This is a genomic window from Bacillus cereus group sp. Bce041, assembly GCF_052646455.1.
Map to the genome: position 1 here is coordinate 421,183 of NZ_JBQXON010000005.1, position 14,592 is coordinate 435,774.

Below are 14,592 nucleotides of genomic sequence, written 5' to 3' on the forward strand. Positions count from 1 at the left end.
GGCTATAAAATGGAACAGAAAAAATGCCGTTTTTGCCACTCATTACTAACCAACACTTTTTTAGATTTGGGCGTTTCCCCTCTTGCTAATTCATTTGTAGCTCCTGAAAGCTCATATAAAATGGAACCTTTTTATCCGCTGCACACATTTGTTTGTAACTCTTGTTTACTCGTACAGCTAGATGAATTTGAATCCCCACAAAATATTTTTCATAACTATTTATACTTCAGCTCTTACTCCTCAAGTTGGCTACTACACGCTAAACAATACGTAGAAATGGCGATTAAGCGTTTCAACTTAACGAAACATTCAAAAGTGATTGAAATCGCAAGTAACGATGGGTACTTATTACAATACTTTAAAAAAGAAAATATCGAGACATTGGGAATTGAACCCGCGAAAAACGTAGCAGAAATTGCTATCAAAAAAGGAATTCCTACTCATGTAAATTTTTTCAGTAATGACTTAGCAAAAAAATTGCCACAAGCTGATTTAATCGTCGCAAATAACGTATTAGCACACGTTCCGAACTTGCATGATTTTGTCGCTGGTTTAAAAACACTATTAAAACGTGATGGCACGATAACAATTGAATTCCCGCACTTATTAAACCTTATATCCTTTAACCAATTTGATACCATCTACCATGAACACTTCTCCTACTTCTCACTTATAAGCCTTCAAAAAGTTTTAAGTTATCATCATTTACAAATTGTTGATGTAGAAGAACTTTCAACGCATGGTGGTTCCTTACGGATTTTTGTAAACCATCTAAATGCCCAATCAACTATCCATTCCAATGTTACAAAATTAATTCAAAAAGAAGTCGACCACGGGTTAGATACTTTAGATTACTATCTCCTTTTTTCTAAACGCATCGAACAATTGAAAATAAATATTTTAAAGTTTTTTATTGAAGCGAAAGTTTTAAACAAACAAATTATCGGTTACGGTGCTCCAGCTAAAGGAAACACCCTTTTGAATTATTGCGGGATAGGTAAAGAATTTCTAGCTTATACAGTAGATAAAAATCCTCACAAACAAAATCTCCTTTTACCAGGAACTCGTATTCCAGTAAAATCTCCAGCAGAAATTAAACGTACAAAACCGGATTACATTTTCATACTTCCTTGGAATTTGAAAGACGAAATTATGAAAGAATGCTCTTTTATTCGTGAATGGGGCGGTAAATTTTTAGTGACGGTTCCAGAAGTTGAGGTGATCGAGCCATGAAGAAAGTTGTTGTAACAGGTGGTAGTGGCTGGATAGGTAAATATGTTGTACATTCACTTATACAAAAGGGATATGAAGTGCACGCCACGTATAATAAAAATAAACCCTCTCACCTCCCTTGCCATTGGCATAAAGTAAACTTGCTTCGCGATGACGAAGTAAAACAATTCATTTCGGATGTTCAGCCTAGCCATCTCATTCACCTTGCTTGGGAAGCAGTGCCACCAGCATGCTATGTATCTATTAATAATTACTATTGGCTAAAGTCTAGTATTTCATTGATTCAACACTTCACAACATGCGGCGGAAAGCGTGTTGTCGTTGCAGGTACTGGCGCAGAGTACGAATGGTTTAACGGCGTATTATTTGAAGATTCACCGCTCCTTTCCTATAAAACCCCGTATTCTTTATGTAAAAATGCACTGCACTCCTGGCTAGAAACGTATGCACAACAAACAGGCCTCAGCATGTGTTGGGGCCGCATTTTTCATATGTATGGACCTCACGAACAAGGTAATCGGCTCGTTTCTAACATTATCACTTCCTTATTAAAAAATGAGGAAGCACTATGTACACATGGAAAACAATCGAGAGATTTCCTCCATGTGAGTGACGTCGCTGACGCTCTCGTAACAGTATTAGAACATGGCGTTACAGGCACCATCAATATCGCTTCAGGTCAATCTGTACAAATTAAAGAACTAGCTTCTATCATCGCTAAAAAGATAGGAAAAGAACATTTAATTAAACTAGACGCGATTCCTTTCTCTAAGGATGAACCTTTATTCGTCGGCGTTAGTGTAGAACGTTTAAAAACTGAAGTAAACTGGAAACCAACATACGATTTAAATACAGGAATAGAAGAAACAATTTTATGGTGGGAATCATTTATACAAAAACATAACGATATACGTCACTAAAACGTAAATCCTTCGTTCCTCTCGCTAATTCCTTATACCATTCTTCTAATCTTTCCGGCGTAATAATATGGTGCGTCCCCATTCCCCCATGCTTACTAGCTTCAGAAAGAGTCGGACCAATTTGTAACTTTCTCTTTCTCATCACATCGTTCCACGGACTAAATCCAAACCATAATATACAAGCAAGAGGTGGATAAATCATCGATTCATGCGCAGATAAATGTCTTCCAACCGTATAACTTCCATGCTCATGATTATGAATAAATCTACCTCTTCTCCATAACGGCCAATCTTCTGGTAAATAACCATGAAATCGCTGTTTCATTAAAGGTATTCCAAAGTTAAGGTCAGGATAGTTGTAGTTAGGATCATCAACCATAATAAGCCCGTCCAGCCAATACATCCTCCCCCCCAATTCATTTAGCGATTTCCAAAACTGATTTTTATCTTGCACGCAAAGAAACTCAGTCGTATTTAAAATCATTTTCCATCCTTGTACTTCTTGTTCTATCCTCATCACTTCATGATCTGTCGCATATGCATCAAACTCTGGATTTACAGAATCTCGCACCTCCCAATGCGGTGCGAATTTTTTACAAATCTCAACGGAACGATCTGTTGAACCTTTATTAATTAAAATACCATGATCAAAAAGTTTCGTATGATGCATAAGCCACCATGGCAATAAATACTCTTCATTGTAAAAATGTGAAATAACGGTTGTAGTTATAATAATCTCCTCCTCTTTCTCTATTAATCTACTTTTTATCCTACAACCAATATACTCATAAGCAAAAATATGTTTCCTAATTATTGATCAAATATTATTATTAATATTTTTGTAAGTTTTCCTTTGGTACCCAGCCCTTCTCACCATCTCTTCCTTCGCACCAAACCCATCCATTCAATTCTTCTAATCCGATCAATCTTTCTCCAATACTCACATTTAATTCTTTCGCAGTATATTGTTTTATAATAATTCCTGTTCCATTCATATCTTTTCTTATAATTTGCTCCGGAACCCATCCTTTCCGGTTATACTTCTCTTCGTGACAAAACATCCAGTTTTCCCAGTTTTCCGGACCAGCGTAACTCTCTATCATTTTCACTACATCCCCCTCTTCTAAGCGAATTGGATTAGGATAATTGCTAACATGTGATTTTATAACGATATATTTCATAACAACCTCCAATAATCAGAAAATTAAGTTATAATATCATTATAACTTAAAGAGGAGGAATGCACTCATGTACTACAACACTTCATTCGAAAACGATCAACCTGTAGGCCGTCTATAAACTAAGACGGGCTTATAACACATACACTATGCCTCGTCTTAGGGAACTCATATTACCCTAAAAATAGACGGAGGTACTTCAAATGAAACAAACAATTTTAGGAGCTATATGCTTATCACTAGCAGCAAGTATATGGGGCGGTATGTATGTTGTTAGCAAATACGTACTCGATTTCATTCCACCACTAACACTCGTTTGGCTACGCTTTATTATCGCTTTTGTTGTTTTATATGGCATTTTGAAACTAGCTGAGAAAAAGCAAAAGAAAAAAGTAACCATTCGCAAAAAAGATTGGCTCCTATTCGCTTGGATTGGATTTATCGGCTATTTCATTTCGATCACATGCCAATTTATCGGAACAAAATTATCCGACGCTCATACAGGCTCGTTAGTTACATCAGCTACACCTGCATTTATGGTTATATTTGCAGCGCTCATTTTGAAAGAAAAACTAACTGCTCGTAGACTTTTATCTACTATAATAGCGACAATCGGTGTCATTATCGTAATCGGATGGGATATTGAAATTGGCTCCTATTTTATTGGAACAATCATTTTAGTTGGAGCCGCTATTACGTGGGCTTTACTATCTATTTATGTAAAAACCGCTTCAGCTCGATTTTCATCTTTAGTTATTACAACGTATGCCATATTCTTTTCACTCTTTTTTATTACACCTTTTATGATATGGGAACTACAAACATCCTCTATCGGAACAGTAAATACGTACGTAATATTAGGCGTATTATACTTAGGAATCGTCTCAACAGCAGGTGCCTTTTTCCTTTGGAATAAAGGATTAGAATTACTGGATGCAAGCATAGGTTCCTTATTTTTCTTCTTCCAACCTATCGTTGGATCGTTACTTGGTTGGCTCTTATTAAATGAAACATTAAATAGTAACTTTTTTATTGGTGGTATTCTTATTATATGTAGCGTTTTAATTACTACTTTTGAAAAGAAATAAAAAGCAAGCAGAGATTCTTAGTCTCTGCCTGTTCGCATTATTGGATCTTGGTCGTGAAAACCAATACAAATCGGTATATTATTTTGCACTTCACTACGTACACTTATAAAACTACACAGCGTTTTAGCAATTAAATATAAAGTGATACCAATTGCTTTTTCACTTGTGTCAAAGCCATTTTCATTATACATATCCGCTAATTCTACAGACTCCGGTCCCTCAACATCATATGTCCATTCAGAAGCCCAATCATCATCCTCTTCTTCAAGTGGAGCATACTCCTCACAAATATAAAACTGACTAGTCCACTCGTTATCAAGGTCATACTCAAAATAAATCGCTTTTGCTTCTTCATTAGTAGCCATTTCTACAGCTGCATCCAAACCTACTCGAATACTTACCTTATATGACTCTACATCAATTACTTTAATTCGTTCTGCATATTCTGTAGACGCCAACATGCAACAAATATCATAATACTTCGCTTCTATTTGCTCTACTGCTAGCGAAAAGACATCCTCTTGCATCTCTTCTAAATACTGAAATATATCCACACTAAATACTCCTCACTCTTTACGCACTCCAATGCGATGGACGAGACAATAATTTCGGTAATTTCGTATGTTTGTCCCCTCTAGCAGCATTAACTTGAACTTGCGTCAGAAAAATACTATTAGTAAAATCAGCCCCGCGAATATCTGCATCTCGCAAATCTGCTCCGATGAGATCTGCTCCTCTTAAATCTGCACCATTTAAGTTAACCGCAATTAAGTAAGCTCCTCTTAAATTTGCACCTTGTAAATTTTTCTTTTTCAGATTCGCTCCCATAAGGTCTGCTCCGCGGTGAATGATTCGTTTCTTACGCGCAGTATTCATTTCCTTCCATACTAATTCGCTCGTTTCTAAAAGAAGAATGTTCACCTCTGCCCTATGCATTGGAACATTTATTTTCATTAACTCATCTGGATTTAAATTCGAAAGTCGCTCTGTCTCCTCAATTGCGGTCTCCAGCTCTTTATGAATTGGCTGTGTTGCCTTTAAAAGAATCGCTTCATTCAAATACCAAAGCATTTCATGAAGTTGATGCATAACCGGAAAAGCATCGTACATTTTTCTTGCATGCTTTGCATCTTCCCTCCAATCAATCCCTTTAAACGTACCCTGAGAAATCTTCTGCCCAGCACCGAAACATTCAAATACTGTACAACCTTTATAACCTTTTCCTCTAAGATTTTTATGTATACTACATTTAAAATCTGATTGTAAGTTGGAACATGGTTTACCACCATCTTTATTCACTGCAAAATCTACCGATGCTGCAAACGGTAATGCAACGCAACATAGACCGAAGCATTTTTCGCAGTTTGCTTTTAAATGATCGTTATGATTAGTCAAAATCTATACCCCCTGTTGTCTTTTGACTATTTCATAATATTCCAACTGTAATAAATAATCAATTTTAAAATAAACCAGCATCTTTCGTTTCAATTCATAACTTTATCATTCGATTTCCTTTCAATTGAAAAGGACTATTTCTATTTAATGAATTATAATTAAATTATAAATTTTCTAACTAAAAAGGAGACTTATTATGGCACTAGAAATGAAAACAAACTGTCAAATTTGCGATCAATCGCTCGAACAAAATTCTGAAGCATACATTTGTGTATATGAATGTACATTTTGCGCACCATGTACAGAAGAAAGACATAACGTTTGTCCAAACTGCGGCGGCGAATTAGTACGTAGGCCAAAAAAGAAACAATAAAAAGCAAAGCGATATCGCTTTGCTTTTGTTTAGGCATCTGAAATTATATATTTAAAAACTTCACACAAACAGGCTCTGGCACAGCAACATCAGATTGTAAAAGTGTTAACTTACCTGTAGATTCATCTCTTGAAAATAACACAAGATTATGTGACTTTTCATTTGTAGCAACAAGGAACTTTTCAGTAGGATCTAATACAAAGTCTCTTGGCCAATTTCCTTCTGTAGATGTGTGTTCAACAAATGTAAGCTGACCTGAACTTTGATCTACGCTATAAACAGCGATACTATTATGACCACGATTACCTGCATATACAAAACGGCCGTCAGAAGAAATATGAATCGCACTTCCTTGATTATTTTCATCAAACTCTTCTGGAACAGTAGAAATATACTGTAATTCTGTAAAGGATCCTTCTGCAGGATTATAGGTTAACACAATAACCTCTGAACTAAGCTCCGTCATCACATATGCATACTTTCCATTCGGATGAAAAGTAATATGTCTTGGACCACTTCCTGGATTTACAGATAAACGATTCACTTCTGTTAATGTACTATCTTTTACTTCATACGTAATTATTTTATCTATCCCTAAATCAACGCCCACTACATATTTTTCATCAGGAGTGTACCCCGCGTAATGTGCATGTGGTTTTTCTTGTCTTTCTTTATTCGGACCTGAACCTTCATGTGCCATAATAGATGAAGCAGGATTTACAGTTCCATTTTCTTCATTTATTTCAAAAGACTCAATCGTTCCTTTATGGTAATTCGCTGTAACTACTGTATGATTTCCACTATCAACACTAATATGACAAGGAGAAGCACCTTCTACTACTTGTCTATTTTTCGCTTTTAGTTCTCCAGTATGACTATCAATGGAATACGCAGCTACACCGCCAGATTCGCCTTCCTTAACAACGGAATAGAGATATTCATTATTTCGGTTAATCGTTACATATGTAGGGTTATCCAGCTTAGCGGCAAGTGTTACATTACTAATTTTTTTTGCTTCTACATCTAGCGTAAATTTATATATTCCTTCGCTATTTTCTTTCGTGTAAGTTCCAACATATCCAATAAACTCTTTGTTATCCTTCATTTTCATAACCCTCTCTCCCTATATTTTTCGTTCATCATGCTTCTTAAAATATTTTATGTTGAAAGAGTATCCTAAAAAATCGGAGTACCTCTTTATACGTTACCATATTTTCTTGGTAAATAGCTTTTAAACCCACTTTTTTTGATACGCTGCTATACTTTCATATTCTTCTTCCAATTGACGGGACAGACGGATATAGATTGGCGTTAAATCTTTATATTTTTCCACACTTTCCATGTTTGGCTCATGATGGAAATCTGCACCTACCATTTCAGAAACTACATGCAACGTATCTACTTCACCTAAACTATATAAACCGAGGATTGCAGCTCCTAAGCAAGAGCTTTCGAAACTTTCCGGAACATATACGTCTTGATGGAAGATGTCCGCCATCATCTGTCTCCAAAGTTCCGACCTTGCAAAGCCGCCTGTCGCTTGAATTTTTTTCGGTTCGCCAATTAACTCTTTTAAAGCGAGAAGAACCGTATATAAATTATAAATTACTCCTTCTAAAACAGCACGGATCAGATGTTCTTTCTTATGATGCAATCCGAGTCCAAAGAAAGATCCTCGTGCATTTGCATTCCATAAAGGAGCTCTTTCCCCTGCTAAATACGGGTGAAACAATAAACCGTCAGATCCAGGATTCACTTTTGCTGCTATTTCAGTAAGTACTTCATATGGATCTTTCCCTAAACGCTTTGCAAGCTCAATCTCTGAAGTACCCAATTGGTCACGAGCCCATCTGAAAATCATACCGCCATTATTAACTGGTCCACCGATTACCCAATGGTCTTCAGTTAACGCATAACAAAACATTCTACCTTTTGGATCTGTTACAGGACGATTTGTTACAGCACGTATCGCACCGCTTGTACCAATTGTAACAGCCACAACGCCAGGATCTATTGCATTTACACCTAAATTAGATAGTACTCCATCACTCGCTCCTACTACAAAAGGCGTAGAAACAAGTACATTCATCTCTTTGGCAAGCTCTTCATCTAATCCTGTTAAACTGTGCGTTGTTGGAACAAGTTTAGAAAGCTTTTCATCTGTAATTCCCGCAACATGTAAAGCCTCTTCATCCCATTTTAAAGATTTCAAATTAAACATCCCTGTTGCTGACGCTATAGAATAATCAATTACATACTCTTTATATAACTTGTAAAAAACATATTCTTTAATAGAAATGAATTTATAACTTTTTGCGAATAACTCTGCCTGCTCATTCTGTAACCAAACTAATTTCGAAAGTGGTGACATCGGATGAATTGGTGTCCCAGTACGAAGGTAAATTTCATGACCATTCATATCATTCTTTATTTTCTCCGCCCAGCTTGCACTTCTATTATCTGCCCAAGTGATACATCTCGTTAACGGCTCTCCCTTTTCATCTACGGCAATGATACTATGCATTGCCGAACTAAAAGAGACACAAAGAATATCACTTGGCTGTACACTACTTGATCGTACAGTTTCTTTAATCGTATGTATTACTGCACGAAAAATTTCTTCTGGGTCTTGTTCCGCTGTTTCAGGCGTAGGAGAATATAAAGGATATTCAATTCCATGACTAGCAATAACAGATCCATCAGTAGAAAATAGAACTGATTTTGTACTAGTTGTCCCAATGTCTACACCAACCATATATTTTGAGCTCACCATTTCTTCCTCCTAACAAAAAATTGTTACAGTATCCCACCATAAAAATACATACCTTTTATCTATTGATAACGTTGTATGCCACAATTATCTAAATAGAAACATCTTTATCTTAAACAAACATATCGAGTAGTAAAACTCCTCCAAAAGCGATAAATGAAAGTAACGTTTCTAATACAGTCCATGTTTTAAATGTTTCTTTCACTGTTAACCCTAGGTATTCTTTTACCATCCAAAAACCAGCATCGTTTACGTGTGAAAACATAAGTGCTCCTGCACCTGTTGCAATAACGAGTAACTCTAAATTCACACCTGTCGTATTTTCAACGATTGGCGAAACGATACCCGCTGCTGTTGTTAAAGCGACTGTCGCTGACCCTGTCGCAATTCGAATTAATCCTGCTACTATAAATGCTAATACAATTGGGGATAGAGCTAAATGCTCAGACATTTGAGCAATAGCATTCCCTACGCCACTATCGATAAGAATTTGCTTAAATCCCCCGCCAGCACCAATAATCGCAACAATTGAACCGATTGGTAATAAGCTATCTTCTGTTACCTTCTTAATAGCCTTTTTATCGATACCTTGGCGAAATCCAAGAAAATAAAACGCTGCAAAACATGCAATCAATAGTGCGATGATAGGACTACCGATTAATGTGACAGTCTTCATCAAAGTAGTAGAAAGAGGCACATAAGGAGCTGCTGCAGCTAAAACCATTAACATAACAGGTAACAAAATAACTAAAAATGAAACTCCTATTCCTGGTAATTTCGTTGATTTTGTATTTACACGAATCAATTCTGGCTCATTTTCAGGAATTACACGTTTGTGAATCCATTTCGCAAATATAGGACCTGCAATAATCGCTGCAAAAAATGTAATAATGAGTGAATACAATAGTACCTTCCCAAGATTCGCTTTATAAATACCAATTGCTACAATTGCCCCTGGATGCGGAGGAACAAGGCCGTGTACGACAGATAGCCCAGCAATTGCTGGTAATGCTATCAATAAAATATTTTGTTTCGTTGTTTTATGAATTGAAATTACTAACGGTAGTAATATTAAAATACCTACTTCAAAAAACACCGGGATTCCAATAATAAAACCTGCAATTAACATAGCCCATGGTAAGTTTTTTATCCCAAAGGATTTTATAAAGAACTCTGCCACCTGCATTCCAGCACCTGACTCTGCCATCATTTTCCCTAAAATTGTACCTAATACTAAAATACCTACTAAATGCCCGAGAACACTTCCGACTCCCGTTTCATAAGCACTCACTATTTTATCCATTGGCATTCCAGACATAATTGCTAAAAACAAACTTGCAACCGTTAAACTAATAAACGCATGCCATCTCCACCACGATACCCCTAAAATAACAATTACAATTGATAATAATGTAATAATTAAAAGGTACATATTCATACTCAATCCCCCTTTATGTAAACCCTTTCATAATTACTATATAATGAAAAGAACCTATATAGTTCTTACTTGAGTAAAAGATACCTTTACATATTGCTATACGTTTAAAAGCATCTTCACATTATAATGATTTATATAAAAAGAATCTCCCTTATTAGAGATACACTATAACTCATCTCTCTAATAAGGGGATTTCTCTTTCATAATTATAATGTTATTGTGATAAACGCTTCGCGCGATCAATTTTTCCTTTTTTAAAAGTGAATGACACTTTCATCTCTGCTTTTTTCACGTAGTAAGACTACAAAATCAGGATCCAGTTTAAACGATGAAGTTACTTAGGATTTGTCCTCTCATGAAAAGCAATTTTCGGAAAGCACATTCACTTTCATGCATTATAATTTAGGAGCTTTCGCCCAATCCGCAGCAAATTTCTCAATACCTTGGTCTGTTAATGGGTGCATAGCAAGTTGCTCGATTACTTTATAAGGGATTGTTGCAATGTGAGCACCTGCCATCGCTACACGAGTTACATGATCTGGATGTCTGACAGAAGCCGCAATAATTTGTGTATCTAATTGATGAACATCGAATAATTCAGCAATTTTAGCAACTAATAGTACACCATCTTCAGAAATATCATCTAAACGTCCTAAAAATGGAGAAACGTACGTTGCACCTGCTCGAGCAGCTAAAAGTGCTTGGTTCACAGTGAAAATAAGTGTAACGTTCGTTTTCACACCTTTTTCAGTAAGATAGCGACAAGCTTCTAATCCTGCTAGCGTCATTGGAAGTTTTATCGTGACGTTTTTATCGCCACCGTTAATTTTAATTAATTCTTCTGCTTGAGCAATCATTTCTTCAGCTGTAACAGCATCTGGCGTTACTTCTGCCGAAACAGACTCAACTTTAGGTACTGCCTGACAAATTTCTGCGATACGGTCTTCAAACTTAACGCCCTCTTTTGCTACTAAAGAAGGATTCGTTGTAACACCAGCTAAAACTCCAAGTTTATATGCTTTTTTTATGTCCTCAAGATTTGCAGTATCAATAAAAAATTTCATGATCAATTCCCTCCAGTTTTTAAACGTTGATGAGTTACATGTTTAATATGCTTATCCCGTAAAAGCCCGATTGATGTGGAATAAAGCCCCTACTTATTAAAGTTTCACTTTATTTCTTTTCTACTGCATGTCCGCCAAATTCATTGCGCAGAGCTGCTACAACTTTTCCTGTAAATGTATCATTGTCTAATGAGCGGTAGCGCATTAATAGAGACATTGCGATAACAGGAGTTGCTGTTTGAAGGTCTAATGCTGTTTCTACTGTCCATTTTCCTTCACCAGAAGAATGCATAACACCCTTAATTTCATCCAGTTTTGCATCTTTAGAAAATGCATTTTCTGTTAATTCCATTAACCAAGAACGAATGACTGAACCGTTGTTCCATACTCTTGATACTTTTTCATAATCGTAGTCAAATTCACTTTTCTCTAGAATCTCAAATCCTTCACCAATAGCAGCCATCATACCGTATTCAATTCCGTTATGAACCATTTTTAAGAAGTGACCACTACCAGCTTTTCCAGCATATAAGAATCCATTTTCTACAGCAGTATCGCGGAAGATAGGTTCAACGATGTCCCAAGCTTCTTGATCTCCTCCGATCATGTAACAAGCACCATTACGAGCGCCTTCCATTCCGCCAGAAGTTCCTGCATCCATAAAGTGAATGCCATCTTTCTTTAATTGCTCATATCGGCGGATAGACTCTTTATAATGTGAATTACCTGCTTCAATTAAAATATCTCTTTTTGATAAAAGTGGTGTAACCTCATCAATAACAGAATCAACAACAGCGTGTGGTACCATTACCCAAAGAATTCTTGGTGATTGTAATGACTGAACAAGTTCACTTAAACTAGATGTACCCGTTGCCCCGTACTCTTTCATTTCTTCTACTGCGCTCGTATTTAAATCAAATGCTACTACTTCATGTTTATGATCCATTAAATTTTTCCCTAAATTTAATCCCATTTTACCTAACCCAATTAATCCTACTTGCATAATATAATTCCTCCTCAAATCATCTTTTATTAAAAATCCATATCACTACAATCTGGAATACCTTTCAGCACTGAAATGTTAGTATGTACAGAAAGGTATTCACAGTCATAGCTTAAGAATTCAACACATTTTTTGTAATTTGAACAACATTTTCTGTCGTAAATCCAAATAGATTCATGACTTCAGCTCCAGTTCCTGAAGCTCCAAATGTTTCAATTGATAGTACTTTTCCTTCTTGTCCTACATAACGTTCCCAACCTAGAGATACACCCATTTCAAGAGATACTCGTTTCGTTATAGAAGACGGAAGAACGGATTCTTTATATTCGTTCGATTGGCGATCGAATAACTCCCAGCTCGGCATTGCAACGATGCGAACAGAAACTTGATCTTCTTCTAATTTTGCTTTCGCACTAGTAGCTAAGGATACTTCAGAACCTGTCGCAATTAAAATTACATCCGGATTTTCATTCGTTTGTGTTAATACGTAAGCTCCTTTAGAGAGATTCTCTATGTTCGCTTTCGTTTCATTAAACACCGGTAAATTTTGACGGCTCAGTACTAAAACGACTGGACCATCCGTTTGCTGTAAAGCATACGCCCAAGCACTTGCTGTTTCATTTGCATCTGACGGACGGATAACTGTTAGACCAGGAATTGCTCGAAGCGCTGCCAATTGTTCAATTGGTTCATGCGTTGGACCATCTTCTCCTACAGCAATCGAATCATGTGTAAATACGTAAGTAACAGGTAAATTTTGCAGTGCAGCCAGTCGAATCGATGGACGAAGGTAATCATTAAATACAAAGAATGTACTTACGAAAGGTTTTACTCCTCCATGGAGAGCCAGTCCATTCGCTGCCGCGCCCATTGCATGTTCACGTACACCGAAGTATATATTTCGTCCAGCATACGATTCTACCGCGTACACAGCTTCACCTTTTATATCTGTCATAGTGGAATGAGAAAGATCTGCACTTCCACCGAAAATAGAAGGAATCGATTTCACATAATGATTAATAGCTTCCCCACTTGCAACACGAGTGGAAATCGTTTTTTCAATATCAAAGGATAGAATGTCTTTCGCTTCAATTAAAACATCACCTGTAATCGCTTTTTCTAATTCATCTGCTAGTGCAGGGTTCGACTCTCTGTATGAATTGAACTGCTCATTCCAGTCATTTTCTTTTTCAATACCTTTTTGTTTCAGTTCATTAAAATGAGCTTTTACTTCTTCAGGTACAAAGAAATCTTCCTCATAACCCCAACCATACACTTGTTTTGTCGCTGTTGCCTCTTCTACTCCAAGCGGATTACCATGTGCTTTGTTCGTTCCAGCAACTTTTGGACTTCCATAACCTATAATAGTTCTAATTTCTATAAGAGTAGGTTGATCCGTATTTTCTTTCGCTGATTGAATAGCTTTTGTAATAGCATCGACATCGTTTCCATCTTCAACTCTTACATATTGCCAATGTACAGATTCTGCCCTTTTCTGAATATCTTCAGAGAAAGCAATGCCTAATTCACCATCAAGTGAAATTTCATTTGAATCATACAGTACAATTAACTTGCCAAGTTTCATATGTCCTGCCATTGACATTGCTTCATAAGCGACACCCTCCATTAAGTCACCATCTCCGACTAAAGCGTACGTATTGTGATCTATAATAGAGTGACCATCCTTATTGAACTTCGCTGCTAAATGCGCTTCTGCCATTGCCATTCCGACAGCATTCGCAATCCCTTGTCCTAACGGGCCTGTAGTCGCTTCAACTCCAGGAGTATGACCAAACTCAGGATGTCCTGGTGTTTTACTATTTAACTTTCTGAAGTTTTTCAAGTCATCAATTGAAACGTCATATCCAGCTAAATGAAGTAGGCTATATAACAAACTAGATCCATGTCCCGCCGATAAAACGAAACGATCACGGTTAAACCATTCTGGGTGATTAGGATTGTAATTTAAATGATTCGCCCATAATGCATAAGCCATTGGTGCTGCTCCCATCGGAAGACCTGGATGACCTGAGTTTGCCGCATTAATAGCATCAATCGATAACGTACGAAGTGTATTCACTGCTAATTGATTTATGTTTTGTGTCATAGTAATCGTCCCCCTAAATGCTT

The 14,592-nt window shown here is 36.7% G+C and carries 14 protein-coding genes; 4 read left to right on the plus strand and 10 right to left on the minus strand.

Features of this window, described 5'->3' with window-relative positions:
- Window positions 1-9: 9 nt before the first annotated feature.
- Entirely contained in the window at window positions 10-1,233 is a 1,224-nt protein-coding gene (locus tag ACUN13_RS18965; protein WP_000435779.1) for a class I SAM-dependent methyltransferase, read from the plus strand.
- Complete coding sequence (locus ACUN13_RS18970; protein WP_445423898.1) at window positions 1,230-2,153, plus strand: NAD-dependent epimerase/dehydratase family protein; 924 nt, start codon at window positions 1,230-1,232, stop codon at window positions 2,151-2,153. Before ACUN13_RS18965 ends, ACUN13_RS18970 begins: the two co-directional genes overlap by 4 nt.
- Here the strand turns inward: ACUN13_RS18970 and ACUN13_RS18975 are convergent.
- Both ACUN13_RS18975 and ACUN13_RS18980 read right to left on the minus strand, forming a co-directional pair.
- On the minus strand, window positions 2,122-2,922 hold the full coding sequence (locus tag ACUN13_RS18975) for a glycosyltransferase family 2 protein (protein WP_075678122.1): 801 nt from the start codon (window positions 2,920-2,922) through the stop codon (window positions 2,122-2,124). The two genes, ACUN13_RS18970 and ACUN13_RS18975, sit on opposite strands and share 32 nt — an antisense overlap.
- A 61-nt stretch (window positions 2,923-2,983) precedes the next feature.
- Window positions 2,984-3,334 (minus strand): SH3 domain-containing protein, encoded by a 351-nt coding sequence (locus tag ACUN13_RS18980; RefSeq protein WP_000875289.1) that lies wholly within the window; start codon window positions 3,332-3,334, stop codon window positions 2,984-2,986.
- A gap of 200 nt (window positions 3,335-3,534) precedes the next feature.
- Here ACUN13_RS18980 and ACUN13_RS18985 point away from each other — a divergent pair, with 200 nt between their 5' ends.
- Window positions 3,535-4,419, plus strand: a complete 885-nt coding sequence (locus ACUN13_RS18985) for a DMT family transporter (RefSeq protein ID WP_445423899.1) — start codon at window positions 3,535-3,537, stop codon at window positions 4,417-4,419.
- A gap of 17 nt (window positions 4,420-4,436) precedes the next feature.
- Here ACUN13_RS18985 and ACUN13_RS18990 read toward each other — a convergent pair whose 3' ends face one another.
- Both ACUN13_RS18990 and ACUN13_RS18995 read right to left on the minus strand, forming a co-directional pair.
- Window positions 4,437-4,973 carry a hypothetical protein gene (locus tag ACUN13_RS18990; RefSeq protein WP_000350943.1) on the minus strand — a complete coding sequence of 179 codons (537 nt, stop codon included), beginning with the start codon at window positions 4,971-4,973 and terminating at the stop codon, window positions 4,437-4,439.
- Between the two features lie 19 nt (window positions 4,974-4,992).
- Complete coding sequence (locus ACUN13_RS18995; RefSeq protein WP_445423900.1) at window positions 4,993-5,814, minus strand: pentapeptide repeat-containing protein; 822 nt, start codon at window positions 5,812-5,814, stop codon at window positions 4,993-4,995.
- A gap of 196 nt (window positions 5,815-6,010) precedes the next feature.
- Here ACUN13_RS18995 and ACUN13_RS19000 point away from each other — a divergent pair, with 196 nt between their 5' ends.
- Entirely contained in the window at window positions 6,011-6,187 is a 177-nt protein-coding gene (locus ACUN13_RS19000) for a DUF1272 domain-containing protein (RefSeq protein WP_001162793.1), read from the plus strand.
- Window positions 6,188-6,230: 43 nt separating this feature from the next.
- On the opposite strand, the gene ACUN13_RS19005 is transcribed toward ACUN13_RS19000, so the two are convergent.
- From ACUN13_RS19005 to tkt, 6 genes are all read right to left on the minus strand, one after another.
- On the minus strand, window positions 6,231-7,298 hold the full coding sequence (locus ACUN13_RS19005) for a lactonase family protein (protein ID WP_074047500.1): 1,068 nt from the start codon (window positions 7,296-7,298) through the stop codon (window positions 6,231-6,233).
- A 120-nt stretch (window positions 7,299-7,418) separates the two neighbouring features.
- Window positions 7,419-8,960 (minus strand): gluconokinase, encoded by a 1,542-nt coding sequence (gene gntK / locus ACUN13_RS19010; protein WP_445423901.1) that lies wholly within the window; start codon window positions 8,958-8,960, stop codon window positions 7,419-7,421.
- Window positions 8,961-9,069: 109 nt separating this feature from the next.
- Window positions 9,070-10,395, minus strand: coding sequence for a gluconate permease GntP (gntP, locus tag ACUN13_RS19015; protein WP_001057601.1), 1,326 nt, complete (start codon window positions 10,393-10,395; stop codon window positions 9,070-9,072).
- A 395-nt stretch (window positions 10,396-10,790) separates the two neighbouring features.
- Window positions 10,791-11,459, minus strand: a complete 669-nt coding sequence (gene fsa / locus ACUN13_RS19020) for a fructose-6-phosphate aldolase (RefSeq protein WP_000667692.1) — start codon at window positions 11,457-11,459, stop codon at window positions 10,791-10,793.
- A 109-nt stretch (window positions 11,460-11,568) separates the two neighbouring features.
- Window positions 11,569-12,462: a phosphogluconate dehydrogenase (NAD(+)-dependent, decarboxylating) gene (gene gnd, locus ACUN13_RS19025; protein ID WP_445423902.1), complete on the minus strand. Its 894-nt coding sequence runs from the start codon at window positions 12,460-12,462 to the stop codon at window positions 11,569-11,571.
- Between the two features lie 112 nt (window positions 12,463-12,574).
- Window positions 12,575-14,569 carry a transketolase gene (gene tkt / locus ACUN13_RS19030; protein ID WP_168410616.1) on the minus strand — a complete coding sequence of 665 codons (1,995 nt, stop codon included), beginning with the start codon at window positions 14,567-14,569 and terminating at the stop codon, window positions 12,575-12,577.
- Window positions 14,570-14,592 lie beyond the last annotated feature (23 nt).

What these genes read in the sequence shown, in the direction of transcription:
- ACUN13_RS18965 (WP_000435779.1), top strand. Translation starts at nt 10, where the DNA reads ATGGAACAGAAAAAATGCCGTTTTTGCCACTCATTACTAACCAACACT.
- ACUN13_RS18970 (WP_445423898.1), top strand. Translation starts at nt 1,230, where the DNA reads ATGAAGAAAGTTGTTGTAACAGGTGGTAGTGGCTGGATAGGTAAATAT.
- ACUN13_RS18980 (WP_000875289.1), bottom strand. Translation starts at nt 3,334, where the DNA reads ATGAAATATATCGTTATAAAATCACATGTTAGCAATTATCCTAATCCA.
- ACUN13_RS18985 (WP_445423899.1), top strand. Translation starts at nt 3,535, where the DNA reads ATGAAACAAACAATTTTAGGAGCTATATGCTTATCACTAGCAGCAAGT.
- ACUN13_RS19000 (WP_001162793.1), top strand. Translation starts at nt 6,011, where the DNA reads ATGGCACTAGAAATGAAAACAAACTGTCAAATTTGCGATCAATCGCTC.
- ACUN13_RS19005 (WP_074047500.1), bottom strand. Translation starts at nt 7,298, where the DNA reads ATGAAAATGAAGGATAACAAAGAGTTTATTGGATATGTTGGAACTTAC.
- gntK (WP_445423901.1), bottom strand. Translation starts at nt 8,960, where the DNA reads ATGGTGAGCTCAAAATATATGGTTGGTGTAGACATTGGGACAACTAGT.
- gntP (WP_001057601.1), bottom strand. Translation starts at nt 10,395, where the DNA reads ATGAATATGTACCTTTTAATTATTACATTATTATCAATTGTAATTGTT.
- fsa (WP_000667692.1), bottom strand. Translation starts at nt 11,459, where the DNA reads ATGAAATTTTTTATTGATACTGCAAATCTTGAGGACATAAAAAAAGCA.
- gnd (WP_445423902.1), bottom strand. Translation starts at nt 12,462, where the DNA reads ATGCAAGTAGGATTAATTGGGTTAGGTAAAATGGGATTAAATTTAGGG.
- tkt (WP_168410616.1), bottom strand. Translation starts at nt 14,569, where the DNA reads ATGACACAAAACATAAATCAATTAGCAGTGAATACACTTCGTACGTTA.